Here is a 24,229-nt window from a genome sequence, read left to right as displayed (position 1 = left end):
CTTGACCTTCGACAAGCCAAGAATCCCTCACCAGACAGGCACTTCCGTGCGTTACGCGCCGTCCTCAACCTCCACGACGTGAAATCTCGAGGCTAACGGCCTGCCAGGTCGGGACTCTTGCCCGCAGCGCCACTCGCCTCCCACCGGCGAACCTGAAGGAGGAGAACCAGTGGGAGGAGCCTCCGGTGTCCGATCAGCTGCCGGCGAAAGACGTCGACGCCCTGCTCGCGGCGGCCGTGGCCGCACCGAGCATGCACAACACCCAGCCATGGCGGTTCGAGGTCGAGGGCCACGTGATCGACGTGTACCTGGACGGCTCCCGCACACTTCCCGCCGAGGACCCGACCGGCCGGGCGATGCGGATCGCCGCCGGCGCCGCCACCTTCAACCTGCGCTGCGCGGCCGAAGGCCTCGGGTACGGCACCTGGTTCGGGCTGGCGCCGTACCCGCGGGAAGAACCCGACCTGCTTGCCCGGATCGTGCTCGAACCGACCGCCGCCCGGGACGAGGAGCTCCGCGACCTCGCCGTCCAGATCCCGTACCGGCACACCGACCGGAACCCCTCGGACGCGATCCCGCTCACCGAGGACGTCCGCGTGCGGCTGCTGCGGGCGGCGTACGCCGAGGGCGCCGAGCTGACCTGGCTGGGCGAGGACGACGTCCGCGCCGTACTCGACCTGGTGCTCGACGCCGACCTGCGCGAGATCCACGACTGGCAGCGCCGCGCCGAACGCGCGCACTGGGTCGGCGGCCGGCGCACCGGCGACGGAGTGCCCAGCACGGCGCTCGGACCTCGCGCCGCCGGCTACCCGTCCGCCGTCCGCGACCTCGGGACGCGGCCGACCGACCGGAGCCGCGCCGAGCGGCAGTTCGAGAAGCATCCGGATCTCGCCGTCCTGTCCACCGAATTCGACGCCCCCAGCGACCAGGTGGCGGCCGGGACCGCGCTCGAGCGGGTGCTGCTCGCCGCAACCCGCGACGGGGTCAGCGCGTCGTTCCTGAACCAGCCGCTCGAGTACGACGACCTGCGCCGCAAGGTGCAGCGCCTCACCGGCGCCCCGGGTCATGCCCACATGATCATCCGCTTCGGCCACAGCCGCTCCCACACCGGGACCGACCGCCGCCCGGTCGCCGACTTCCTCCCGAAGGAGCAGTCATGACCACCCTGCGTCAGGAGATCGACCGGTGGGAGGCCGAGCTCAGCAACATCGCGGAATCCAGCCAGACCGACAACTGGTTCCTGGAGGAACGCCGGCTGGCCGAGGCCCAGCACACGCTGGTCGCCTTCCGCGGCCACATCCTGCCGATCCTCGCCGGCGGGGCGGACGCGGTCGTCGTCGACGAGATCGAGCATCTGCTCGACGCCCTCGAAGACTTCCGCAACGACCTGTTCCGCACCGTGCACCCCACCGACTCGCACCGCCGGATCGCGGAGACGGTCGCCGCCCTCCGCGCGCTGGCCAACGTCGCCCTGCGGTTCGAGCAGATGCCGGCACGGCAACCGTCCTGACCTTCCCGGCCTTTCCCGGCCTTTCTCGGCCCTGCCCGATCAGTCGCCGCGCATCCGGCGGGCGTGCCAGTCGGGCTCGGGAACGGCCGGCGTCAGACGCATCCGTACGTCGACCGCGAACGCACCGGCCGGACCGGCGACGAGCGGGTTGATGTCGAGCTCGGCCAGCTGCGGGATTTGCTCGGCGAGCCAGGCGATCCGGTGGATGACATCGACGACCGCGGCCTGGTCGGCGGCGTCCGCGCCGCGGTAACCGGCCAGCAGCGGCGCGCACCGCAGCGAGCGCACCATGTCGGCCGCGTCCAGGTCGGTCAGCGGCAGACCACGCCACTGGCGATCAGCCAGCAGATCAGTGAGCGTCCCGCCGCTGCCTGCCATCACCAGCGGCCCGAACAGCTGGTCGCGCACCGCCCCGATGACGAGTTCCGTGCCGCCCGGCGCCATCGTCTGAACCACCACGTGCGGATCTCCCGCGGCAGCCGTCACCTCGTCGTACGCGGCGGCCAACTGCGCCGCGTCCGCCAGGTTGATCCGCACGCCGCCGATGTCGGTCTTGTGCACGACCCCCGCCGCGGCCGTCTTCAGGGCGACCGGGTACCCGGCCTGCTCCGCGGCCGCGATCGCTTCCGGGCGGGAGGAAGCGGTCAGCACCGGAATCACGGAGAGTCCGGCACGACGCAACAGCTGGTTCGCCTGGCGCGGATCCAGCCATCCGCCGCCCGGTGACTGCTCGAAGAACCGGCGCACCACACCCTGAGCGCCGGCCACGTCCACGCGCCCGAGCTCCGGTACGACGCCCTGCGGCCGGGCGCGCCACTCGGCGTACCGAACGGCATGGGCCAGGGCGCGGACCGCGCTCTCCGGGAACGGGAACACGGGCAGTCGCCGCCCGTCGGGCAGCGCGATCTCCGGCGTGGCGTGCGGTGAGCCGACGCAGTTCACGACGACCGGCACGTCGGCCGGCGCGGCGACGGCGGCGATGGTGTCGTAGATGTCCTCGACCCGGCCGGCCCTGGTCACGGCGTAGTTCACCACGACGCTGTCGGCCTCACCGCTGTCGATGATCACCCGCAGCGCCTGGGCCAGGCTGTGGGGCGACGCGGCCGCGCCGAGGTCGACGGGGTTCCCGCTCGCCACGGCGCCGGCCTCCCCCAGCTGTCTTTGCACGCTTTCGCTCAGCTCGGGCAATTCGAGTCCGAGCCGGCCGGCGGCATCGGCCGCCAGGATCCCGGCGCCGCCCGCGTTGCCGACCACGGCGACGCGGCGGCCCCGCGGCAGCGGCGGCACCGCCAGCACGCGGGCCGTCTCCACCAACTCCTCGATGGTGTCCATCCGCAGGACGCCGGACTGCGCGAACAACGCGTCCACGGCCGTCTCCGGCGTCGCCGCCGCGGCCGTGTGCGAGGCACCGGCACGCCGGCCACCCGCCGACCGCCCGCCTTTCACGACCAGGATCGGCTTGGTCCGCCCGATCATCCGGGCCAGGCCGCCGAACTTGCGCGGGTTTCCGAAAGACTCCAGGTACAGCCCGATCACCGCTGTCCGCGGCTCGCCCCACCAGTGCAGCAGGACGTCGTTGCCGCTGACATCGACCTTGTTGCCGAGCGAGACGAACTCCGAGATGCCGAGCCCGGTCCGGCCGGCGTGCTCGAGCACGGCGATGCCGACCGCGCCCGACTGCGCCGCGATCGCCAGCGCACCGGGCCGGGGCGCGACCTCGGCGAACGTGGCGTTCAGCCTGATCTCCGCCGCGGTGTTGACCAGCCCCAGGCAGTTCGGCCCGATCAGCCGGATGCTGTGCCGGCGGGCGACCGCGAGCATCTCGCGCTGCAGCACGCGACCTGCCGTGCCGAGCTCTGAGAACCCGGCGGTCAGCACGACCGCGCCCCCGACACCCGCCGCGCCGCACTGCGCCAGTACGTCGGTCACCTGCTCGGCCGGGACCGCGATCACCGCGAGATCGACCGTCCGGGGCACCGCCGCGATCGTCGGGTACGCCTCCACGTCGGCGATCCGCGTCGCCCGCGGGTTCACGGCGTACGCCGTCCCGGTGAAGCCGCCGGCGACGATGTTGCGCAGTACCTCGTGCCCGATACCGCCGGGCGACCGGCCGGCGCCGATGACCGCGACCGTCCGGGGCGAGAACAGGCGCTGCAGCGAGCGGTTCTCGGCCGCCCGCTCGCGATCGGCCATCCGCTCCAGGGTCGCCGGGTGGTACGCCGTGTCGAGCACGAGCTCCACCACGCCGCTGTCGAGCCTGCGGACCTGCTCGAACCCCGAGTCGGCGAGCACCCGCAGCATCTTCGCGTTCTCCCCCAGCGTGTCGGCGCGCAGCCGCTGGATGCCGTTCTCCCGGGCGGTCGCGACGAGCTGCTCGAGCAACAGCGTCCCGATCCCCTTGCCGTGCACGGAATCCTGCAGCAGGAAGGCCATCTCGGCCTCGCCCGCCCGGAGGATCTCGTAGCTCGCGATCCCGACGACGTCCTGGCCGTACTCCGCGACCAGTGCGACGTGGCCGTCCTGCTCGGCGGCGAGGTGATGGGTGTACTCGTCGGCCATCAGCCGGCTGATACCGAAGAACCGCAGGTAGATCGACAAGTCCGACACGCGGCTGTTCATCGCCTTCAGCGCCGGCTCGTCGTCCTCGCGCACCGGCCGGATCCGCACCACCGACCCGTCCGACGCCAGCACGTCCCACCCCGCGCCCGGGTGCTCCACCGCCGTCATCGCGGCTCCCTTCGACACTCCACCAGCTCACCGCGGGACCCGGGACCGGATCCAGTGCCGTTGGGTCCTGGGCCGCCGGGACCTTTGCCTCTACGGCAGCACCGCCGGTTGCCGGGACGCTGAGGGCCATGGATGCGATCGACCTTGCCCGATGGCAGTTCGGGATCACCACCGTCTACCACTTCCTGTTCGTGCCGATCACCATCGGCCTGTCGGCGCTCGTGGCCGGTCTGCACACGGCCTGGTACCGGACCGGGAAGGTCAAATACCGGCAGCTCACCCAGTTCTGGGGGAAGCTGTTCCTGGTCAACTTCGCGATGGGCGTCGTCACCGGCATCGTGCAGGAGTTCCAGTTCGGCATGAACTGGAGCGCCTACTCGAAGTTCGTCGGCGACATCTTCGGCGCCCCGCTGGCGATCGAGGGGCTGCTCGCCTTCTTCCTCGAGTCGACGTTCCTCGGCCTCTGGATCTTCGGCTGGGACCGGCTGCCGAAGAAGGTACACCTGGCGTCGATCTGGCTCGTTGCCATCGGCACGCAACTGTCGGCGTACTTCATCCTGGCCGCCAACTCGTGGATGCAGTGGCCGGTCGGCTACACCTACGACCGCGCGAGCGGCCGGGCCGAGCTGCAGGACTTCGGCGCGGTGCTGACCAACAAGGTCGCGCTGGTCACCTTCCCGCACACCGTCGCCGCCTGCTTCCTGACCGGCGGCGCCTTCATGCTCGGCATCGCGCTGTGGCATCTGCTGCGCAGTGACAAGCACGGCGGCCAGGAACGCCGGGAACTGTTCCGCCCGTGCGTGAAGCTCGGCGCGATCACGGTGCTCGTCGCCGCCGCCGCGGTCTTCGTGACCGGCGACATCCAGGGCAAGATCATGACCGAGACGCAGCCGATGAAGATGGCCGCCGCCGAGGCGCTGTACGAGACGTCGCGGCCGGCCGGCTTCTCGCTGCTCACGATCGGGTCGCTGGACGGCCAGCGTGAGGTGTGGTCGGTGACCGTGCCGCACGGGCTGTCGTTCCTCGCGACCGGCACCTGGAGCGGCAAGGTCGAGGGCATCAACAACCTCCAGGCCGCGTACGAGCAACGCTTCGGCCCCGGCAGCTACAAGCCCAACATCCCGGTCACCTACTGGACGTTCCGGTTGATGATCCTGTTCGGGCTGCTGTCCGCGCTGGTCGCGGTGATCGCGCTCTGGTACATCCGCAAGGACGGCCGCAAGCCGTCGCGCTGGCTCGTCCGGGCCGCGATCGCGTTACCGCTGCTGCCGCTGGTCGCGAACAGCTTCGGCTGGATTTTCACCGAGATGGGCCGGCAGCCGTGGATCGTGTTCGGCCTGATGCAGACCCGCGACGGCGTCTCGCCGACCGTCGGCGCCGGATCGGTGCTGACCTCGATGATCACCTTCACGCTGCTCTACGCCGTTCTCGCGGTGATCGAGGTCCTGCTGCTGCTCCGGTTCGCCCGGGCGGTGCCGGAGACACCGCGCGCCGACGCACCCGAGCCCGACACCGCCTTCCTGTACTGAGGAGTCGACCGTGGAACTCACCGACATCTGGTTCCTGCTGATCGCAGTCCTGTGGACCGGCTACCTCGTGCTCGAGGGCTTCGACTTCGGCGTCGGCATGCTGCTGCCCGCGGTCGCCAAGGACCCCGTCGACCGCCAGGTCACGCTCCGGACCATCGGCCCGGTCTGGGACGGCAACGAGGTCTGGCTGCTGGTCGCCGGCGGCGCCACCTTCGCAGCCTTCCCGTTCTGGTACGCGAGCCTGTTCTCCGGCTTCTACCTCGCCCTGCTCGTCATCCTGGTCGCGCTCATCGTGCGCGGTATCGCCCTGGAGTACCGCAACAAGCTCCACGACGAGGCCTGGCACCGGCGCTGGGACGTCGCGATCGTGATCGGCAGCGCCGTACCGGCCCTGCTCTGGGGCGTGGCCCTGGCCAACATCGTGCGCGGGGTACCGCTGAACGCGAACCACGACTTCACCGGTACGTTCTTCACCCTGCTCAACCCGTACGCACTGCTCGGCGGGCTGACCACGCTGGTCCTGTTCGCCCTGCACGGCGCGATCTTCCTCGCGCTCAAGACACACGGGCCGGTCCGCGACCGCGCCCGCGCGTTGGTGCTGCCGCTGGGCGGCGCGACCGTACCGCTGGCCGCGCTCTTCCTGATCTGGACCCAGTCGTACGACGGCTCGTGGATCACCTGGGCGCTGGCGCTGCTGGCGGCGGTCTGCCTGCTTGGCGGCATCCTCGCGTCGCGGGCAGGGCGCGACGGTCTCGGCTTCCTCGGTACGGCGGCCACCATCGTTCTCGCCGCGGCGACGCTGTTCGTCACGCTTTACCCGGACGTGCTGCCCTCCACGACGGACGCGGCGTACAGCCTCACCACGACCAACGCCGCGTCCACGCCGTACACGCTGAAGATCATGACCTGGGTGGCGGTGGTGTTCACACCGATCGTGCTGCTCTACCAGGGCTACACGTACTGGGTCTTCCGTCGGCGGCTGACCCGCGACGACATCCCCCGCGTGAAGGTGGCCTGATGCCGGCCGTCGATCGGCGACTGCTCCGGCACACCCGCAGCACCAGGGCCTTGATGCTGCTGTCGGTCGTGATCGGCACCGCGCAGGCCGTACTCATCCTGCTCCAGGCCTCTCTGCTCGCAGGAATCATCGCCGACGCCTTCCTCGGCGGACTCGACATCGATGGGCTCCGCGGTCCGCTGGCGGTGCTGGCCGCCACCTTGCTGGGCCGGGCGGCGCTCGCGTGGGTCGCGGAGGTGGTCGCGCAGCGGTGCTCCGCCGCGGTCAAGTCCGAGCTGCGGATGCGGTTCCTCGACCAAATCGTTGCCCTGGGCCCGCGATGGCTGACCGGCGAGCGCAGCGGTGAGCTCACCACGCTGGCGACCCGCGGCATCGACGCCCTGGACGACTACTTCGCCCGGTACCTGCCGCAACTCGTGCTCGTCGGCATCGTCCCGCTGGTGGTCGCGGCCCGCATGCTGGCGGCGGACTGGCTGAGTGCCGTCATCGTCGTGGTGACGCTGCCGCTGATCCCGGTCTTCATGGTCCTGGTCGGCCTCACCACCAAGGCCGCGACAGCCCGGCAATGGGAGACCATCCAGACACTCGCGCATCATTTCCTCGACGTCCTCGCCGGGATCGGCACGTTGAAGGTCTTCGGCCGGTCCCGCGCCCAGGTCGAGACGATCCGGCGGCTCGCCGACCGGCAACGACGGACGACGCTCGCCACCCTGCGGATCGCGTTCCTGTCCTCCCTGGTGCTCGAACTGGTCGCGACGCTGTCCGTCGCGCTGGTCGCGGTTTCGGTCGGGCTCCGGCTCGTGGACGGCCGCCTCGACCTCGAGACGGCACTGCTCGTCCTCATCCTCGCACCGGAGGCCTACCTGCCGCTGCGGCTGCTCGGCACGCACTACCACGCCGGCGCCGAAGGACTCGCCGCAGCCGACCAGCTGATCACGGTGATCGAGCAGGCGACCCCGGAGCCAGGCCACGAGCCGGCCGATCCCGCGGCCGCGATCACCCTCCGAGGTGTCACGGTTCAGGGTCGCGAGCAAGCTGCCGGTCCGGGGGCGCTCGACGACGTGTCGCTCGTCATCGCGCCCGGCCGGGTCACCGGCATCGTCGGGCCCAGTGGCGGCGGGAAGTCCACGCTCCTCGGCCTGCTCCTCGGGACAGTCCGGCCGGACCGCGGCCAAGTTCTTGCCGGGAGCATCGATCTCGCCGGCGCCGACCTCGAGCGCTGGCGGCAGAACGTCGCCTGGCTGAGCCAGGACCCGACCCTGTTCGCCGGAACGGTTGCCGACAACATCGAGCTTGGCGCCTCCTCGGACGAGGCCGCCGTACGACGGGCGGCGCACGCGGCGCGGGTCGACGTACCGCTGGACCTCGTGCTCGGCGAGCGGGGCTCCGGTGTCTCCGCCGGGCAGCGCCGGCGGATCGCGCTCGCCCGGGCGATCCTCCGCGACGCTCCCCTGCTGCTGCTCGACGAACCGACCGAGAGCGTCGACCCTGCCACCGAGCAGGCGCTCCTCGAATCGCTCCCGACGGCGTTCGCGGGTCGCACCGTCGTTCTCGTCACGCACCGGCCCGCACTGCTGGAGCTGTGCGACCACGTCGTCCAGCTCGACCGTACGGCGGTGGCGGCATGACGACGCTGCGGTGGCTGGCGACCGTCGCACGCCCCGAGCTCCGGCGGCTGAGCGCCGCCGCGCTGCTCGGCGTGCTCGCGATGGCCTGTTCGATCGGGCTGATGGCGACGTCGGCTTGGCTGATCTCGCGCGCCGCCCAGCATCCGCCGGTGCTGTACCTGACCGTCGCGATCGTCGCCGTCCGCGCCTTCGGCATCGGGCGCGGCGTGCTGCGGTACGCCGAACGGCTGGTCGGGCACGACGCCGCCTTCAGGGTCCTCGGCCGGACCCGTGTCCAGGCCTGGATCGATCTCGACCGCGCCGCGCCCGCGGGCCTCGGCGGGTCCCGCGCCGGCGACCTGCTGACGCGGGTGACGCGGGACATCGACGCGATCCAGGACCTGCTCGTCCGGGCACTGCTCCCGATCGCGATCAGCCTGATCACCGGTTTCGCCACCGTCGCGTTGCTCACCGCGCTCCTCCCGGCGGCGGGTGCGGTTCTCCTGCTCGGGCTCGTCGCGGCCGGAGTCGGAGGCCCGGCGGCCTCGCTCCTGCTGTCCGCCCGGGCCGAGCGCCGTTACGCGCCGGTCAGAGCCACACTCACCACCAGCGTCCACGAGTTGCTGACCGGCCTCGCCGACCTGACGGCGTACGGCGCGACCGACGAACGACTGCAGCGGATCCGGCAGCAGGACGCCCGCCTGACGGGCATCCTGCGGCGCTCGGCGTCGTCGGCCGGAGCCGGTGCGGCCGTCGCCAACGCGGCACTCGCCTGCACCATCACGGCCGAGATCCTCGTCGGCGTGCCCGCCGTACGCGACGGACGACTCGCAGGCGTCCTGCTCGCCGTCTTGGTCCTCACACCGCTGGCGGCGTTCGAGCTCGTTACCCCGCTGCCCGCGGCGGCGCGCTGTCTGGTGCGCGGCCGGCAGGCGGCGGACCGGTTGCGGGCACTGAGCGATCTCCCGGCCCCATCCGTTGCCTGGGGCACCGAGAAGGCCGACACCGTGGCTGACACTGTCGCCGGCACGCTGTCGGCCCGGCAGGTCACCGTCCGCTGGCCCGGCGCCCACGCTCCGGCGCTCACCGCGTTCGACCTCGACCTGCGGCCCGGACGGCGGATCGGGCTGATCGGGCCCAGCGGTTCCGGGAAGAGCACGCTCGCCGCGACGCTGATGGGCTTCCTGACGCCCGAGTCCGGCCAGGTCACCTTCGGCGGGACGGAGCTCGCCGCGCTCGACGAGGCGTCGTACCGCCGGCAGGTCGTGCTGTGCGGTCAGGACGACCACGTCTTCGACGCCACCGTCCGCGCGAACCTGCTGATCGGCGATCCCGGCGCCACCGACGAGCAACTCCTCGACGTGCTCGACCGGGTCCGCCTCGGCCCCTGGATCCGACGCCGGCCCGAGGGGCTGTCCACCACCGTCGGGGAACGCGGCACCCGCATCTCCGGCGGCGAACGCCAGCGCCTGGTGCTCGCCCGCGCGCTGCTCGCCGATCCCGCCGTGCTCGTCCTCGACGAACCCACCGCCCACCTCGACGGCCCGACCGCCGACGCCCTGATCCAGGACATCACCCACGCCACCGAGGGGCGGACCACGCTCCTCATCACCCACCGGTACCGCGATCTCGAGGCCGTCGACCAGATCGTCGACCTCGCGGAGGAGAACTCGTGCACGAACTCACTGGAAAGCCCCTGTCCGCCGAGGAAGTCGCCGACCTGGACGCCTACTGGCGCGCGGCCAACTACCTCGCCGCCGGCCAGATCTACCTACTCGGCAACCCGCTCCTGACCGAGCCGCTCCAGGCCGAGCACATCAAGCCGCGGCTGCTCGGCCACTGGGGGACGACGCCCGGCCTCAACATGCTCTACACCCACCTCAACCGGGTGATCCGCCGCCGCGACCTGACCATGATGTACGTCATCGGGCCCGGCCACGGCGGGCCGGCGATCGCGGCGAACACCTGGCTCGAAGGCAGCTACAGCGACACCTACCCGGACGTGTCCCGCGACGCAGCCGGCATGGCTCGCCTGTTCCGCCAGTTCTCGTTCCCCGGCGGCATCCCGAGCCACGTGGCGCCGGAGCTGCCCGGCTCGATCCACGAAGGCGGCGAGCTCGGATACTCGCTCAGCCACGCGTACGGCGCCGTACTCGACAACCCGGACCTCGTCGTCGCGTGCGTGATCGGCGACGGTGAGGCCGAGACCGGCCCGCTGGCAGCGTCGTGGCACTCGAACAAGTTCCTCGACCCGCGGACCGACGGCGCCGTCCTGCCGATCCTGCATCTCAACGGGTACAAGATCGCCAACCCGGCGGTGCTGGCGCGGATCGGCGACGACGAGCTCACCCGGCTGCTGGAGGGGTACGGCTACCGGCCGTACCTGGTCGACGGCGCGGAACCCGAACACGTCCACCAGTCCCTCGCGCTCACCCTCGACCAGGCGCTCGACGACATCGCCGCGATCCAGGCCGAGGCGCGGACGCACGACGACGTGGCCCGCCGTCCCTGGCCGATGATCGTGCTGCGGACGCCGAAGGGCTGGACGGGTCCGCGCGAGGTCGACGGCGTACCGGTGGAAGGGACGTGGCGGTCGCACCAGGTGCCGCTGTCCGGCGTTCGGACGTCGCCGGAGCACCTGCGCATGCTGGATGACTGGCTGCGCAGTTACCGGCCGGAGGAGCTGTTCGACGCGGACGGCAGACCGGTCGAGCGGCTGCTTCGGCAGGTACCGCAGGCCGCCCGGCGGATGGGGTCGAGCCCGCACAGCAACGGCGGCCTGCTCCGGCGCGACCTCGATCTGCCCGACGTTGCGCGGTACGCCGTACCGGTCGAGACGCCTGGTCAGACCGACCACGAGCCGACCCGGGTGCTCGGCGACTACCTGCGGGACGTGATGCGCGCCAACCTGCCGCACCGCAACTTCCGGGTCTTCGGGCCCGACGAGACCGCGTCGAACCGGCTGGACGCGCTCTACGACGTCACCGGCAAGGCCTGGAACGCCGAGGTGCTGCCGACCGACGAGCATCTCGCCGTCGACGGCCGCGTGATGGAGATCCTGAGCGAGCACACCTGCCAAGGCTGGCTGGAGGGGTACCTGCTGACCGGACGGCACGGCTGGTTCTCCTGCTACGAGGCGTTCGTGCATCTCGTCGACTCGATGGCCAACCAGCACGCGAAGTGGCTCAGGGTCACCCGTGCACTCCCCTGGCGCCGGCCGCTTGCCTCACTCAACTATCTGCTCACCTCGCACGTGTGGCGGCAGGACCACAACGGCTTCTCGCACCAGGACCCCGGCTTCATCGACCACGTCGTCAACAAGAAGGCCGAAGTCATCCGGGTCTACCTGCCGCCGGACACCAACACACTGCTCGCGACGGCCGACCACTGCCTGCGCAGCAAGGACTACATCAACGTCGTCGTCGCCGGGAAGCAGCCGCAGGCCGACTGGCTCGGGCCCGAGGCCGCCGCGCTGCACTGCGCCCGTGGTCTCGGAGTCTGGGAGTTCGCAAGCAACGACGACGGCACCCCCGACGTGGTGATGGCCTGCGCCGGCGACGTGCCGACGATGGAGACGCTCGCCGCCGTCGGCCTGCTGCGCGAACACCTGCCGGCGCTGAAGATCCGCGTCGTCAACGTGGTCGACCTGATGCGGCTGCAGCCCGCGAGCGAACACCCGCACGGCCTGGCCGACGCCGACTTCGACGCGCTGTTCACCACGGACAAGCCGATCATCTTCGCCTACCACGGCTACCCCTGGCTGATCCATCGGCTCACCTACCGGCGGTCGAACCACGAGAACCTGCATGTGCGCGGCTACAAGGAGGAAGGCACCACGACGACGCCCTTCGACATGGTGGTGCGCAACGACCTCGACCGGTTCCACCTGGCGCTCGACGTGATCGACCGGGTGCCCGGTCTCGGGCAGCGCGCCGCCGACGTCCGCCAGTGGCTGATCGACCAGCGGGCCCGGCACCACGCCTACATCCTCGAGCACGGCGAGGACCTGCCCGAGATCCGCAACTGGCACTGGAGGACGCCATGAGCACCAAGAAGGTTGTCGCCGGCATCGACGGCCGGCCCGACTCCGACAACGCGATCCGCTGGGCGGCCGCCGAAGCCGCCGCCCGCGGAGCGGCCCTGCACCTGGTGCACGCGTTCGTCTGGGCGGAGTTCCGGGGCGTCCCGCTCGGCGCGAGCGACATGGCGCCGGGACTGCGGGCGCAGTCCGACCAGATCGTCGCGGACGCGGTCGAGCTGGCGCGGAAGTTCGAGCCCGGCCTGGAGGTCGTCGGAGAGCGCGTCGACGGCTTCCCGGCCGCCGTACTGCTGGCGGAGTCGCGGCACGCCGATCTCATCGTGATCGGCAGCCGGGTCACCGGACGGCTGCTCAGGCTGATCGTCAGCTCGGCCGGTACCGAACTGGCGGCGCGCGCACACTGCCCGGTGGTCGTCGTCCGGCCCACCGACGACGCGCTGGCCGGCAGCCGCGTCGTCATCGCGTACGACGGCTCGCGGGCCGCCGACGTCGCGGTCGACTTCGGCCTCGACTACGCGCGGCGGCGCGGGCTGCCCGCCCGCATCGTCGCGGTCCTCGAAGCCGACGAGGACGACGACCACGAGCTGCTCGCCGGGGTCCGGCAGCACGCCCTCGCCGCCGACACCGAACTCGTCGAGGTGACCGGCCATCCGTCGGAACTGCTGCTCGAATGGTCCGCCGACGCCGAACTGCTGGTGGTCGGATCCCGCGGCCGCGGCGGCTTCCGCGGCCTCGTGCTCGGCTCGGTGAGCCAGACCATGCTGCACCAGGCGCCCTGCCCGGTCGCGGTCATTCCGCACGCGGCGATCGAAGGTCCCGCGTAGCCGGGTCGTTCGGCACTGCCACGCAGCCGGCGCCGGCTGGTGTCCTTGGAGTGACCGAAGGAGATCCTGATGTCCAAGAACGTACTCGTCGCGTACGCCAGCAAGTCAGGCGCGACCGCCGGCATCGCCGAGGCGATCGGCGCCGAACTGCGGGCGCACGGGCACGACGTCGACGTGCTCGACGTCAACCGCGTGCAGGACCTCGCCCGGTACGACGTGGTGGTGCTGGGCAGCGCCATCTACATCCGCCGGTGGCGCAAGGACGCCGTACGGTTCCTGCGCCACAACGTCGACGCGCTCCGCGAGCGTCAGGTGTGGCTGTTCCACAGCGGCCCGGTCGGACCCGACAAGGATCAGGAGCAGGACATGCCGCCGGCTGTCCGCCGCCTCGCGCACGAGATCGGCGCGACGCCCGCCATGACGTTCGCCGGCCGTCTCGAACCGGACACCGCCAAGGGATTCCTGGCCCGCCGCCTCGCCACCGGCAACCTCGCCGGCGACTCCCGCGACTGGGCCAAGATCCGTGCCTGGGCGAGCGACATCAGCGCCTCTATCGAAGCCACCGAACGCAGCACCTGGCACCGCCCCGCAACCAGTCAGTCCCCGAATCACGCCGCCAGTCCCCCGGCCGGGCACTTCCTCGACTGACCGGAGCCGAAGCGGTCGGACCATTCGAAGCCGCAGCCGTGCGGCTCTGCGCGGGGCGGGGCCGGCGCTGGACGTGTGAGGGTGCGGCGGAGGAGAGTCAGCAGTGGGGGAAGGAGTCAGGTCATGAAGCTTCACGCCACGTGTCTGGACCATGTCGTCCTGAACGTGTCCGACGTCGATGCGAGCCGGCGGTGGTGGTCGGCGCTGACCGGCGTACACGCGACGCTGGACCATGAGGGCGAGGTGTCGTTCGTCGTCGGCGGGCAGGCGATCCGGCTCCGCGCGGGTACGCCGGCACCGCGGGGATCGATCGGCGTCTGCCTGATCGCGGACGCCTCGATCGACGCCCTGTACGAGCGCGCCGAGCAGTTGCAGGCCGCCCACGGCTCGGTCCATCCACGCACGACCGCCACCGCGCCCGCGCAGGCGCTCACCCTGGAGGACCCCGACGGCTACCAGGTGGAACTCGCCACCTTCACCCCGGAAGGTCCCGGTTGAGTCGTGGCCAGGACCTAACCGCGGTTCTGCCGCTTTGCGTGCTCGACCGCGAACACGGCCGCTTCGGTGCGGCGTTCCAGGTCGAGTTTGCGCAGCAGTGAGGACACGTAGTTCTTCACGGTCTTCTCGGCCAGGTACAGCGACTGGGCGATCTGGCGATTGGTCTTGCCCTCGGCGATCTCGGCGAGGATGCGGCGCTCCTGCTCGGTCAGCGACGCGTACCGCGGGTCCTCGGCCTCGGCCGGGTGCCGCAGCCGCTCGAGCACCTTCACCGTCATCGACGGGTCGAGCAGCGACTCGCCGGCCGCCAGCCGGCGGACGGCGTCGATGAGCGCCTGGCCGTTGATCTGCTTGAGCAGGTACCCGGCCGCGCCGGCCATGATCGCCGTGAACAGCGCCTCGTCGTCGGAGAACGAGGTCAGCATCAGGCAGGCGGGCGGATCGTCCATCTGCGAGCGCACCTCGCGGCAGACGCTGATGCCGTCGCCGTCGGGCAGCCGCACGTCCAGGACCGCGACATCGGGCCGGACGGCGGGGATGCGGGCGATCGCCTCCGCGGCCGTAGCCGCGTCGCCGACGACCTCGATATCCGGCTCCGCGTCGAGCAGCTGGTGCAGGCCGAGCCGCACCACCTCGTGGTCGTCGAGAAGGAACACCTTGATGGTCATCATCGTCTCCTTGGCTTCACGCCGTATCCCGCCCCAGCCGGGCGCTCGCTTCAGCATGCCGCTGGCTCCACCGTACTGCCAGGGACCTCGGTCCCGACCGTCCCGGGACCTTCGGCGCGTGCCGTCCGGCCCGTCCGGGAGTGACCTCGGACCCTGCCCGCACGGACGTCCGGCTGATTGGCTGGACCTGTTGGGCGGAACCGACAGTTCGACCGGAAAGGCAGACCGATGGACACACAGACCGCAGGCGGGCCGAGCAGCCTCGGCACCCGGATCCGGCACCGCAGGCAGGCGCTCGGTCTGAGCACCGCGGAGGTCGCCGAACGCGCCGCCCTCACCACCGACCGCATCGACCAGATCGAGACCCGGCCGTTCGCGCTGACCGGAGCCGAGCTGCTCCGGCTGGCCCACGCCCTCGACTGCACGGTCGAGGAGCTGACCGGACCGCGGCACCCGGCGACCTCGCACCAGCCGCCGATCGCCCCTGTCCTCGAGCCGATGCGGCAGGAGGAGTGCATCGTCCTGATCCGGTCCGGCTCGGTCGGGCGGATCGCGTACACCGGGATCGACGAGGTCGTCGTGATCCCGGTGAACTACTGCTACCGCAACGAGCTGATCATCTTCCGCACCGCGGCCGACAGCGCCGTCGCACAGTTCGACCTGGAGCCGATCGCCTTCGAGCTCGACCTGTTCGACGAGGGCATGCGGGACGGCTGGAGCGTCCTGGTCAACGGCCATGTCCGCCCGGCCACCGACGCCGAGACCGACGCCGCCCGCGGCCACGTCGACCCCTGGGCCGGCGGCGCCCGCGAGACCTACATGGTCATCGACCCGCGCCGGATCAGCGGCCGCCGCATCCGCTCCTGGTGAATCACCCACGCGCCTCCCAACCAGCCATCTACGCGAGACGCTGCCCCAACCCTCCAGAACCCTCCAGCTCAGGGGCAAGACATGCAACGGTGACCGAAGACAGGCAGCGGTACCCGGGAACAGGTAGCGGTGACCGGCAACAGGCGGCGGTGGGTGGAGACAAGCAATAGCCTGTCCCCACCCACCATTTCTTGTTCCACCATCAGCAAAGAGCCGCCCAGTCGGGCCGAGGACGGCCCGACTGGGCGGGGTTGCGGTGGGGTTCACACGTCCAGCTCGTGCTCGCGGAGACGGGCGCGGGCTTCGTCGAAGTCCTCGCGGGTGATCTCGCCGGCGGCGTACCGGCGTTCGAGGATGTCCAGCGGCGACGGGAGAGCCGGCGGCCGGCGCGGCGGTTGCCGGATCATCCGGACCGCCGCCACCGCCGCCACACCCACCACGAGGATCCACAGGACGAGCACCAGGACCGACCAGAAGGCCGCGTCCGCGGTCGAGTGCATCATCGTCGGTCCCTCCTATCCCGCGGCCCGCGCCGAACCGGTGAGCAGCCGCCCAAGTTCCTCGCCCCAGCGCCGGGCACGCTCGATCTCGACCTCGCGGATCGGCCCGGTGGTGTCGCTCACGAAGAAGCTCTCGGACGTGCCGAGCATCCGGTAGCCCATCCGGCGCAGCAGCTTCGCCGCCGACCGTGCCGCGGAGCCCGGCAGGTGCCGCACCTTGGCGATCCGGGTGTCGAAGGTCGTCACCCGCAGTCTGTCCGGGCGGCTCCCGTCCGCGCGCTCGAGCGCGCCGAGCCATTCGCGGATACCGACCTCGATCGGCATCACCACATCGGCCTGCTGCACCGCGCCCTGGCGCGTCGACAGCCGGCTCATCGAGAACGCATGCGTCGGCCCGCCGACGACCAGCAGCCGGACGTCGCCGGGGACGACCTCGGGCGCCCGGTTCACCGGCACGGTGTCGGCCGCGACGTAGCGCCGCAGCCCGTCGCGGATCGCCCGCGCGATCCGCTCGGTGTTGCCGAACATCGTCTCGTACACGATCAGCGCACGACCACGCTCGGACATGACTCCTCCTCCTGTCAGGTCGCTGGAACGACGGCGCCGACCCGCCGGGCCACGACCGGGTGTTCCAGCTCCGCCTCGGTCAGGTGATGCGGGACGATCGCGACCGGGCAGGTCATCGCGGCCGTCGACCGGCGCGCGACCGGGTCGATCGGCAACGGGCCGCTGTGCGCGCCGACGACCACCAGGCCGACCTCGGTGCTCTCGTGCACCAGCGCCGCGGCCGGCGGCCGGCTGCTCAGGAACCGGGTCACCTTCACGGTCGGGAACCGGCTGGTCCACGGCGCTAGCCGCTCCGACAACACGTACTCGGCCCGGCTGATCCACGAGCATTCCGGATCCTCGTCGACGAACGGGCGCTCGGCCGGCAGCCCGGCGTGCACCACGATCAGGTCGCCCTCCCGGGCCGCCGCCTCGCCGAACGCGAACTCCAGCGCCTCGGCGGACAGCGCCGTACCGTCGATGCCGACGGCAACCTTCCGGTCGAGCAGCGACGGCTTCCAGGACAGCGGTACGACGACCACCGGGCAACCGGCCCGCGCCGTCAGCGTGAGGTTCGCCTGGGTGTGCACCAGTCGCTGCGGACCGCGGCTGCGGGATCGTCCGACCACCAGCATCCGCGCGTGCCGCGCCGCATGGGCGAGCACCCGCGAGCGCGATCCCTCGCCGGCGACGGCGGCCAGCTCCAGCCCGTACCCGTTGCGGTGCCGCAGGTGGGCGACCGCCGTCCGCAACGCCGCGTCGGCCATCTCGGCCGGCGGCTTCGGCGCGTACGCCGTCATCGGCGTGGCCGAGCCGTGCGCGGAGTACGGCGCCACGAGCACCAGCTCGGCGCCGAACCGCAACGCCTCCGCCGTGGCGTAGTCCACCACCCGGAGGTTCTCCGCGGTCCCGTCGACCTCGACCACAACGGGCCCGGTCCGGTTCCAGGCATTCATCTGTCTCACCTCATACTTGAACGGGTACGACGGCCAGGGGGCACGTCGCGTGATGCAGGGCGCCGCGGGTCACCGAACCGAGCAGGACGGACATCAGCCGCGTGCGGTGCCGGCTGCCGACGACGAGCAGCTGGGCGTCGGCATCCTCGGCGCCGGTGACGACGCCGTCGACCGGATGGCCGCGCCGGGCCTCGATCTGGACGGTCGTGTCCGGGTACTTGTTCTGCCACTCCGCGGCAAGGTTCTCGAGGTGCCGCCGCGCGTTCTCCGCCCATTCGGCACCGGCTCCGGAGGAATTCATCGCGTCCCAGCTGTAGACGGCCGGCAGGTCCCACACGTGCAGCAGACGAACCGGCAGGTTCCGTTCGGCGGCGGCCTCGATCGCGAACTCGATCACCGGGGTGTTGTCGTCCGCGTCGTCGACGGCGACGACCACCGGTCCCGCGTGGTCGGTGGGCTTCCAGCCCGGCGGCACGATCACCACCGGCAGCATCAGGTGAGCCGCGTGGGTCACGACCGCCTCCGAGGTGGAGCCGATCAGCAACCGCTTGAACGTCCCCAGCCCGCGCCGGCCGACGACCAGCATCCGGCTTCCGGCGGCCGCGTCGACCAGTGTGCGGGCCGGCGGGCCGACCAGCAGGCCGGCCTCGTGGTCGAGCGCCCCCGGGGTGTCGTCCAGGTAGGTCTGGACCTGGCCGACGAGTTCCGTCGATGCGTCGTCCACCGCGTCCGGCTCCCAGCCACGGGCGTGCCGCAACCGGTCGTCGATCACGTGCACGGCCTGGAGGGGCTCCTGCCGGAGCAACGACTCCTGCAGGGCCCACTCCAGTGCACCGGTGTCACGCCAGGAGCCGTCGACCCCGACCTGGACGACCGGCCGCGCGGTCATCGCGCTCACTGCAGCCACGGGTACTTGCGAACGAAGTTCAGGCTGCTCCACCACCTGCCCAGACCCCACCAGCTGCCGGCGGCGACCAGGGCGAGGGCGACCAGGGTGATCGCGCCGAGGATGTGCTCGTCCAGGGCCGGGTTGTTCTCCGGCGGCAGGTTCGCCGACCACATCAGCAGGTACAGCAGCGCGCCGCTGACGGCGGCGATCCGCATGCCGATGCCGAGGGTCAGGGCGAAGCCGATACCGGCCAGGCCGACCATGAACAGCGGAGTGACCCACCAGTCACCGACCAGCGACTGGTAGAAGTCGGCCAGCGGACCGGAGGTGCCCTTGCCCAGGAAGCCCGCGGTCGGGTCGCCGCCGTCGATCCAGCCCTTGCCGGACGGAGTCGCGTAGCCGAAGCCGAACAGCTTGTCGAAGAACGCCCACAGGAAGGTCAGGCCGAACGCGATCCGCAGGACCGCGAAGGTCCGGCCGGCCGCCGTGGTGATGATCGGGTACCGATCACCGTCGGGCTCCATGCTCGGAGCGGGGATGTGACGCCGTTGCGTCGTGGTGCTCATGGTCTCGTCCTTTCCATCGATCCTTCATCTCGATCGTGGGCGATCGCGAGCTCGACGTTCAGAGTCGTGACACCCCAGCCGCCGGTGCCGAACGGCCCGTGGGTCCCGGGACGTATGCCGCTGCCCGGCGGGAGGCCCGCGGGCAGACGCTGGAATCCCAGAACTCCAGGCACGGAGGTAGCGATGCTGACCGACCAGCTGACTTCCGCCGCACTCGGCGTACTGCTGCACGCGGCCGGGACGGTGCCGGGTCTGCACGTGCCGCGCCCGTGGCGCGCCGAGATCGACGGCCACCTCGTCGACCTCTACCTCGACGACGAGCCGGCGACCCCCGACGTGGTCGCCCGGGTGCGGCGGATCGCGACCGGCGCGGCGATCTTCAACCTGCGCTGCGCCGCCGCGTCGCTGAGCTTCGACAGCTGGGTCAGCCTGTATCCGTACCCGCACGATCCCGGCCTCGCTGCCCGCATCCTGGTCGAGCCCACCGGCCTGCCGGACCGCGAGCTGCAGCAGCTCTACACGGCGATCCTGTCCCGGGACGTCGCCCGCCCGGCGACGCCACCGGACGAGCAGCTCCGCCGGATGCTCGCCCGCGCCGCCGCGATCGAGGACGCGCAGCTGACCTGGCTTCCGGTCGACTCCCTGGCAGTCGTCGTCACGAACGGCGCCGAACCCGCCGACCAGATCCGGGCCGGGATCGCCCTGGAGCGCGTCCTGCTCACCGCCACCGCACACGACGTGCGGGCCGACTGCCTGAACCACACCCTGATCCGCTTCGGGGAGCGGACCGGAACGGACCGCAGATGATCGCCGAACTGACCGAGGACGAGGTCGGCATCCTGCTGACCGCCGCCGTCCACGCCCCGTCCATGCACAACACCCAGCCCTGGCGTTTCGAGGTCCACGGCCCGGTCGTCGACGTGCTGCTCGACGAGGAACGCGGCCTGCCCTTCGAGGACGTCTCCGGTCGCGCCGCCCATCTCGGCATCGGCGCCGCGGTGTTCAACCTCCGGGTCGCGGCCGCCATGCTCGGCCACGAGGCCCGCTTCGCGACGTCTCCCGATCCGGCCCGGCCCGAGATCAAGGCCCGGGTCTACCTGGACCGCCGCGGGACGCCGGTCCCCGAGCTCAGCTGCCTGTACGGCGAGGTGGCGCAGCGGCACACCTACCGCGGGCCGTTGCTCGATCACCCCGTCCACCCGACCGTACGGCGGGAACTCGACGAGGCCGCCCGGATCGAAGGAGCCGAGCTGCACTGGCTCGAGCCGCCGGACATCTCCGGTCTGCGGGTCCTGCTCCACCAGGCCGACGCAGAGGACGGCTACGACGAGAACCGCCGCCAGGAGCGGGAGACCTGGATCGGCGGCGACCGGTCGGGCGACGGAGTCCCCGAGCGCGCGCTGGGCCCGCAGCCGGTCCGGCAGTCCTTCGTCCGCGACCTGTCCGCCGGCTTCGACAGCACGCATCGCAGCCAGGCTGTCTACGAGACGGCTCCGGCCATCGTCGTACTCAGCACTCACGACGAGGACGCCGACGCCTGGACGCGGGCCGGTCTGGCCTTGCAGCGGGTGCTGCTCGTGGCCACGTCGTACAACCTCAAGGCGTCGTTCCTCGACCAACTCCTCGAGCGTCCGGCACCACGCGCTCAGGTCCGCGAACTCATCGGCGGCCGGTGGCCGCAGATGGTGCTGCGGATCGGTTATCCCGCACAGACCGACGGCCACGCCGGCCGCCGGGACTGGCACGAGTCCTTCGACCGGTGGTTCTAGACAAGGAGATCCCATGACCACGCAGCCCGCCCCGATCGTCGTCGGGTACGACGGTTCGACCGGCAGTCAGAGCGCCCTTCGCTGGGCCACCGCGGAGGCCGTCCGGACGATGGCACCGCTCCGGCTCGTCGAAGCGTTCGAACTCGTCATCATCACCCGGCCCTCGCCCGGTCACGTCGTACCGCTCGAGGCGGTCCGGACGGCCCGTCAGACCGGGCTCGACGCCGTGGCCGAGAACGTTCGTCTGCACCATCCCGGTCTCACCGTGGAGACACGGCTCGAGGGAGGACCCGCGGCGCGGGCTTTGATCGACGCCGCCGAGGAGGCCCGCACGGTCGTCCTCGGCTCGCGCGGTCTGGGCGGCTGGAGCGGTCTCCTGGTCGGCTCGGTCGCCGTTCAGGTGACCACGCACGCGCAGTGCCCGGTCGTCGTGATCCCGCACGAGCAACAGCAGCGCGCACCCCGGGCAGCGACCGTGGTCGTCGGCGTCGACGGCTCGAAGGCCTCGGCGAAGGCGATCGACTTCGCCTTCGACCAGGCCGAGGCCATGCACGGCGAGGTCGTCGCGGTGCACGCGTGGACGAGCCCGTTCCTGACCTACGACGACGGCGCGTCGATGCTGCAGTTCGACGAGGCGAAGGTCCGCGAGGAGGCCCGGTTGCTCGTCGCGGAGTCCGTGGCGGGCGCGGCGGCCGACCATCCGGACGTGCACTGGACGACCGAACTGACGATGGGCGCCGCCGCCCAGGCCCTGGTCCGGCGCGCCGAATCCGCGGACCTGGTCGTCGTCGGTTCGCGCGGCCGGGGCGGATTCACCGGCCTGCTGCTCGGGTCCGTGGGCCAGACCGTGCTGCACCACGCCCACTGCCCGATCGCCGTCGTGCGCTGAGTACCCCGCAACGCACCGCGGTCCGCGACGACTCGTCGCGGACCGCGGTGCGTTGTCGTGTCAGTTGTGGTGTCAGTTGTGGTGTCAGTTGTGGTGTCAGAAGCCCTCCTCCCCGAACAGCGCGACCTTCAGCGCGCCCGTGGTGGCCGGGTCGGCGAACACGTCGTACGCGTCCTGCATCTCGTCGAGGCCGAACCGGTGGGTGATCAGGCCGGGCAGCTGCAGCCGGCCGGCCGCCAGCATCGACAGCAGACGCGGCGTGGAGAACGTGTCGACCAGACCGGTCGTGATGGTCACGTTCCGGATCCACAGGTCTTCCAGGTGCAGCGTCGCCGGAGCGCCGTGGACACCGACGTTCGCGACGGTGCCGCCCGGGCGGACGAGGCGGGTGCACAGCTCGAAGGTGGCCGGTACGCCGACCGCCTCGATCGCCACGTCGGCGCCGAGCCCGCCGGTCAGCTCGCGAACCTTCGCCTCGACGTCCTCGTCCGGACCGAGCGCCAGATCGGCGCCGCGGTCGAGCGCGGCCTTGCGCCTCGAGTCGGCGGCGTCGACGACCACGACCCGCGCGGGTGTGAACAGCTTGCTGGTGGCCAGCGCCGCCAGCCCGATCGGCCCCGCGCCGACGATCACGACGGTGTCGCCGGGCGCGACGCCGCCGTTCAGGACGCCGACCTCGTACGACGTCGGCAGGATGTCCGCGAGCAGCACCGCTTCCTCGTTGCTGACGTTGTCCGGCAGCTTGTACACCGACCGGTCGGCGAACGGAACGCGGACCTGCTCGGCCTGGGTGCCGTCGATCAGGTGGCCCAGGATCCAGCCGCCACCGCCGAGGCACTGACCGTAATGGCCTTGCCGGCAGTACTCGCACCGGCCGCAGGCCGTGATGCACGAGATCAGGACCCGGTCGCCGACCGCCACGCCGCGGACGCCGTCGCCGACGGCTGTGATCGTGCCGACCGCCTCGTGCCCGAGGATCCGCCCGGGCTCGACGGTGGGCACATCGCCTTTCAGGATGTGCAGGTCGGTGCCGCAGATCGTCACCGCGTCGACGCGCACGATCGCGTCCTCGGGATCCTGGATCACCGGATCCGGCACGTCGTGCCAGCTCCGCTTGCCCGGACCGTTGTAGACCAATGCCTTCATCACGAACCTCCCTGAGCGTTACGTCCCACCTCGACTCTGGCTCGCGGGCCGGACGCGGACAGCGGCCGAACAACACGTCCCGGCGGGACCTTCGGCCCTGCCCCGCCCACCGGCGTCCGGCTTGACTGGGACTGCGGTGGTACGACCTCGAGGAGGCGCCCGATGACCAGCGAACTGCCGGTACTGGCCGGGATCGACGGATCCCGCGACGGCCTGATCGCCCTCACCTGGGCCGCGTCGTACGCCGTCCTGCACGGCGCACCGCTGCACGCCGTGTACATCGTCGACGACGACCAGCAATCGCCTCCCGGCGCCCCGCTCGAAGGCCCGGACGACGGCACCGAGGTGCTCGACGACGCACTGCGAGAGCTCGAACGGATCGGCTTCCGGTCGGCGTCGCTCGAGGTCCGGCACGGGCACCCGGCGCAGGTGCTGCTCGAGCTCGCCGAGCGGTCGATCGCCCTGGTCGTCGGCCGCCGCGGCATGGGCGGCTTCGCCGAGCTGGTCCTCGGCTCCACGTCCCAGGTCTGTACGGCGCTGAGCACCGACGTGCCGCTGATCGTCGTACCGGACACCTGGGACCCGGCCGCACCCGCGCGCGGCCGGATCGTGGTCGGCATCGACGGATCCGTCGAAGGACAGGACGCGGTGCGGTACGCGTTCGAGCTGGCCGCCGCCACGCACGCGGGGATCGTCGGCGTGCACGCCGTCGAGCTGCGGGAGAACTACCCGGATCCGCGCGTGTGGCTCGACCCGGACCGGCAGCCGTGGATCGACCAGTCCGACGAACTCCTGGCCCAGACGCTCGACGGCTGGACCGCGAAGTACCCCGAGGTCGCGGTGCAGCGGCACAGCGTCACCGACCATCCCGTCCTGGTCCTCGCCCGCGAGTCCGCGGCCGCCGACCTGGTCGTCGTGGGAGGCGTCGGGCAGACCGCGTTCTCGGAGCTGCGGCTCGGATCCGTCGCGCGCGGACTGCTCTACCACTCGCAATGCCCGGTCGCCGTCATCCACCATCGGGAGCCGTGAG

Annotated in this window: 23 protein-coding genes; 15 read left to right on the top strand and 8 right to left on the bottom strand. The window is 71.4% G+C overall.

Annotated elements, in window-relative coordinates:
• Positions 1 to 185 precede the first annotated feature (185 nt).
• Positions 186 to 1,160, top strand: coding sequence for a hypothetical protein (locus AB0L64_RS40670; RefSeq protein ID WP_363718369.1), 975 nt, complete (start codon positions 186 to 188; stop codon positions 1,158 to 1,160).
• The gene (locus AB0L64_RS40665) at positions 1,157 to 1,510 is read left to right on the top strand and encodes a hypothetical protein (RefSeq protein WP_363718367.1); all 354 of its coding nucleotides are present in this window, start codon (positions 1,157 to 1,159) and stop codon (positions 1,508 to 1,510) included. Before AB0L64_RS40670 ends, AB0L64_RS40665 begins: the two co-directional genes overlap by 4 nt.
• A gap of 39 nt (positions 1,511 to 1,549) precedes the next feature.
• Here the strand turns inward: AB0L64_RS40665 and AB0L64_RS40660 are convergent, their stop codons facing one another.
• A complete protein-coding gene (locus tag AB0L64_RS40660; RefSeq protein ID WP_363718365.1) occupies positions 1,550 to 4,237 on the bottom strand; it encodes a GNAT family N-acetyltransferase in 2,688 nt (895 codons plus the stop codon).
• Positions 4,238 to 4,365: 128 nt separating this feature from the next.
• Between AB0L64_RS40660 and AB0L64_RS40655 the strand changes: the two genes are divergently transcribed.
• From AB0L64_RS40655 to AB0L64_RS40620, 8 genes are all read left to right on the top strand, one after another.
• Positions 4,366 to 5,766: a cytochrome ubiquinol oxidase subunit I gene (locus AB0L64_RS40655; RefSeq protein WP_363718363.1), complete on the top strand. Its 1,401-nt coding sequence runs from the start codon at positions 4,366 to 4,368 to the stop codon at positions 5,764 to 5,766.
• A gap of 10 nt (positions 5,767 to 5,776) precedes the next feature.
• Positions 5,777 to 6,784 carry a cytochrome d ubiquinol oxidase subunit II gene (cydB, locus tag AB0L64_RS40650; protein ID WP_363718361.1) on the top strand — a complete coding sequence of 336 codons (1,008 nt, stop codon included), beginning with the start codon at positions 5,777 to 5,779 and terminating at the stop codon, positions 6,782 to 6,784.
• On the top strand, positions 6,784 to 8,412 hold the full coding sequence (gene cydD, locus AB0L64_RS40645; RefSeq protein WP_363718359.1) for a thiol reductant ABC exporter subunit CydD: 1,629 nt from the start codon (positions 6,784 to 6,786) through the stop codon (positions 8,410 to 8,412). The genes cydB and cydD overlap by 1 nt, the downstream gene beginning before the upstream one ends.
• Positions 8,409 to 10,184, top strand: a complete 1,776-nt coding sequence (gene cydC / locus AB0L64_RS40640; RefSeq protein ID WP_363718356.1) for a thiol reductant ABC exporter subunit CydC — start codon at positions 8,409 to 8,411, stop codon at positions 10,182 to 10,184. The genes cydD and cydC overlap by 4 nt, the downstream gene beginning before the upstream one ends.
• A complete protein-coding gene (locus AB0L64_RS40635) occupies positions 10,088 to 12,436 on the top strand; it encodes a phosphoketolase family protein (RefSeq protein WP_363718373.1) in 2,349 nt (782 codons plus the stop codon). The genes cydC and AB0L64_RS40635 overlap by 97 nt, the downstream gene beginning before the upstream one ends.
• Positions 12,433 to 13,254 carry a universal stress protein gene (locus AB0L64_RS40630; RefSeq protein WP_363718354.1) on the top strand — a complete coding sequence of 274 codons (822 nt, stop codon included), beginning with the start codon at positions 12,433 to 12,435 and terminating at the stop codon, positions 13,252 to 13,254. The genes AB0L64_RS40635 and AB0L64_RS40630 overlap by 4 nt, the downstream gene beginning before the upstream one ends.
• A 69-nt stretch (positions 13,255 to 13,323) precedes the next feature.
• Positions 13,324 to 13,902, top strand: coding sequence for a flavodoxin domain-containing protein (locus tag AB0L64_RS40625; RefSeq protein WP_363718352.1), 579 nt, complete (start codon positions 13,324 to 13,326; stop codon positions 13,900 to 13,902).
• 123 nt (positions 13,903 to 14,025) lie between these two features.
• The gene (locus AB0L64_RS40620; RefSeq protein WP_363718350.1) at positions 14,026 to 14,400 is read left to right on the top strand and encodes a VOC family protein; all 375 of its coding nucleotides are present in this window, start codon (positions 14,026 to 14,028) and stop codon (positions 14,398 to 14,400) included.
• Between the two features lie 14 nt (positions 14,401 to 14,414).
• Here AB0L64_RS40620 and AB0L64_RS40615 read toward each other — a convergent pair whose 3' ends face one another.
• Positions 14,415 to 15,068, bottom strand: a complete 654-nt coding sequence (locus tag AB0L64_RS40615) for a response regulator transcription factor (protein ID WP_363718371.1) — start codon at positions 15,066 to 15,068, stop codon at positions 14,415 to 14,417.
• A 228-nt stretch (positions 15,069 to 15,296) separates the two neighbouring features.
• Between AB0L64_RS40615 and AB0L64_RS40610 the strand changes: the two genes are divergently transcribed.
• Positions 15,297 to 15,938: a pyridoxamine 5'-phosphate oxidase family protein gene (locus AB0L64_RS40610; RefSeq protein ID WP_363718348.1), complete on the top strand. Its 642-nt coding sequence runs from the start codon at positions 15,297 to 15,299 to the stop codon at positions 15,936 to 15,938.
• 263 nt (positions 15,939 to 16,201) lie between these two features.
• Here the strand turns inward: AB0L64_RS40610 and AB0L64_RS40605 are convergent, their stop codons facing one another.
• From AB0L64_RS40605 to AB0L64_RS40585, 5 genes are read right to left on the bottom strand one after another with little or no spacing between them, the layout of a single operon-like run.
• A complete protein-coding gene (locus tag AB0L64_RS40605; protein WP_363718345.1) occupies positions 16,202 to 16,441 on the bottom strand; it encodes an SHOCT domain-containing protein in 240 nt (79 codons plus the stop codon).
• A gap of 12 nt (positions 16,442 to 16,453) precedes the next feature.
• Positions 16,454 to 17,005, bottom strand: a complete 552-nt coding sequence (locus AB0L64_RS40600) for a hypothetical protein (RefSeq protein ID WP_363718343.1) — start codon at positions 17,003 to 17,005, stop codon at positions 16,454 to 16,456.
• A gap of 14 nt (positions 17,006 to 17,019) precedes the next feature.
• Positions 17,020 to 17,940: a universal stress protein gene (locus AB0L64_RS40595; protein ID WP_363718341.1), complete on the bottom strand. Its 921-nt coding sequence runs from the start codon at positions 17,938 to 17,940 to the stop codon at positions 17,020 to 17,022.
• A gap of 10 nt (positions 17,941 to 17,950) precedes the next feature.
• Complete coding sequence (locus AB0L64_RS40590) at positions 17,951 to 18,829, bottom strand: universal stress protein (protein WP_363718339.1); 879 nt, start codon at positions 18,827 to 18,829, stop codon at positions 17,951 to 17,953.
• 5 nt (positions 18,830 to 18,834) lie between these two features.
• Positions 18,835 to 19,395: a hypothetical protein gene (locus AB0L64_RS40585; protein ID WP_359928853.1), complete on the bottom strand. Its 561-nt coding sequence runs from the start codon at positions 19,393 to 19,395 to the stop codon at positions 18,835 to 18,837.
• A 183-nt stretch (positions 19,396 to 19,578) separates the two neighbouring features.
• On the opposite strand from AB0L64_RS40585, the gene AB0L64_RS40580 reads away from it, so the two are divergent.
• Genes AB0L64_RS40580 through AB0L64_RS40570 form a run of 3 tightly spaced genes read left to right on the top strand, consistent with a single transcriptional unit; the run spans position 19,579 to position 22,053 of the window.
• Entirely contained in the window at positions 19,579 to 20,202 is a 624-nt protein-coding gene (locus tag AB0L64_RS40580; protein ID WP_363718337.1) for a hypothetical protein, read from the top strand.
• Positions 20,199 to 21,164, top strand: a complete 966-nt coding sequence (locus AB0L64_RS40575; protein ID WP_363718335.1) for a nitroreductase family protein — start codon at positions 20,199 to 20,201, stop codon at positions 21,162 to 21,164. Before AB0L64_RS40580 ends, AB0L64_RS40575 begins: the two co-directional genes overlap by 4 nt.
• Before the next feature lie 13 nt (positions 21,165 to 21,177).
• Entirely contained in the window at positions 21,178 to 22,053 is an 876-nt protein-coding gene (locus AB0L64_RS40570; RefSeq protein ID WP_359928858.1) for a universal stress protein, read from the top strand.
• A 96-nt stretch (positions 22,054 to 22,149) separates the two neighbouring features.
• On the opposite strand, the gene AB0L64_RS40565 is transcribed toward AB0L64_RS40570, so the two are convergent.
• Positions 22,150 to 23,199, bottom strand: coding sequence for a zinc-dependent alcohol dehydrogenase family protein (locus AB0L64_RS40565; RefSeq protein ID WP_363718333.1), 1,050 nt, complete (start codon positions 23,197 to 23,199; stop codon positions 22,150 to 22,152).
• A 162-nt stretch (positions 23,200 to 23,361) separates the two neighbouring features.
• Between AB0L64_RS40565 and AB0L64_RS40560 the strand changes: the two genes are divergently transcribed.
• Entirely contained in the window at positions 23,362 to 24,228 is an 867-nt protein-coding gene (locus AB0L64_RS40560; RefSeq protein ID WP_363718331.1) for a universal stress protein, read from the top strand.
• Position 24,229: the final 1 nt, after the last annotated feature.

It is taken from the genome of Kribbella sp. NPDC051936, from assembly GCF_040680955.1.
In the GTDB taxonomy this organism is placed as follows: domain Bacteria; phylum Actinomycetota; class Actinomycetes; order Propionibacteriales; family Kribbellaceae; genus Kribbella.
This window is presented reverse-complemented; position numbering and strand designations above follow the sequence as displayed.

Coding starts and splice junctions, on each gene's coding strand:
- AB0L64_RS40665 (WP_363718367.1), top strand. CDS start 1,157: ATGACCACCCTGCGTCAGGAGATCGACCGGTGGGAGGCCGAGCTCAGC.
- AB0L64_RS40660 (WP_363718365.1), bottom strand. CDS start 4,237: ATGACGGCGGTGGAGCACCCGGGCGCGGGGTGGGACGTGCTGGCGTCG.
- AB0L64_RS40655 (WP_363718363.1), top strand. CDS start 4,366: ATGGATGCGATCGACCTTGCCCGATGGCAGTTCGGGATCACCACCGTC.
- cydD (WP_363718359.1), top strand. CDS start 6,784: ATGCCGGCCGTCGATCGGCGACTGCTCCGGCACACCCGCAGCACCAGG.
- cydC (WP_363718356.1), top strand. CDS start 8,409: ATGACGACGCTGCGGTGGCTGGCGACCGTCGCACGCCCCGAGCTCCGG.
- AB0L64_RS40630 (WP_363718354.1), top strand. CDS start 12,433: ATGAGCACCAAGAAGGTTGTCGCCGGCATCGACGGCCGGCCCGACTCC.
- AB0L64_RS40625 (WP_363718352.1), top strand. CDS start 13,324: ATGTCCAAGAACGTACTCGTCGCGTACGCCAGCAAGTCAGGCGCGACC.
- AB0L64_RS40620 (WP_363718350.1), top strand. CDS start 14,026: ATGAAGCTTCACGCCACGTGTCTGGACCATGTCGTCCTGAACGTGTCC.
- AB0L64_RS40615 (WP_363718371.1), bottom strand. CDS start 15,068: ATGACCATCAAGGTGTTCCTTCTCGACGACCACGAGGTGGTGCGGCTC.
- AB0L64_RS40610 (WP_363718348.1), top strand. CDS start 15,297: ATGGACACACAGACCGCAGGCGGGCCGAGCAGCCTCGGCACCCGGATC.
- AB0L64_RS40605 (WP_363718345.1), bottom strand. CDS start 16,441: ATGATGCACTCGACCGCGGACGCGGCCTTCTGGTCGGTCCTGGTGCTC.
- AB0L64_RS40600 (WP_363718343.1), bottom strand. CDS start 17,005: ATGTCCGAGCGTGGTCGTGCGCTGATCGTGTACGAGACGATGTTCGGC.
- AB0L64_RS40595 (WP_363718341.1), bottom strand. CDS start 17,940: ATGAATGCCTGGAACCGGACCGGGCCCGTTGTGGTCGAGGTCGACGGG.
- AB0L64_RS40590 (WP_363718339.1), bottom strand. CDS start 18,829: ATGACCGCGCGGCCGGTCGTCCAGGTCGGGGTCGACGGCTCCTGGCGT.
- AB0L64_RS40585 (WP_359928853.1), bottom strand. CDS start 19,395: ATGAGCACCACGACGCAACGGCGTCACATCCCCGCTCCGAGCATGGAG.
- AB0L64_RS40580 (WP_363718337.1), top strand. CDS start 19,579: ATGCTGACCGACCAGCTGACTTCCGCCGCACTCGGCGTACTGCTGCAC.
- AB0L64_RS40575 (WP_363718335.1), top strand. CDS start 20,199: ATGATCGCCGAACTGACCGAGGACGAGGTCGGCATCCTGCTGACCGCC.
- AB0L64_RS40570 (WP_359928858.1), top strand. CDS start 21,178: ATGACCACGCAGCCCGCCCCGATCGTCGTCGGGTACGACGGTTCGACC.
- AB0L64_RS40565 (WP_363718333.1), bottom strand. CDS start 23,199: ATGAAGGCATTGGTCTACAACGGTCCGGGCAAGCGGAGCTGGCACGAC.
- AB0L64_RS40560 (WP_363718331.1), top strand. CDS start 23,362: ATGACCAGCGAACTGCCGGTACTGGCCGGGATCGACGGATCCCGCGAC.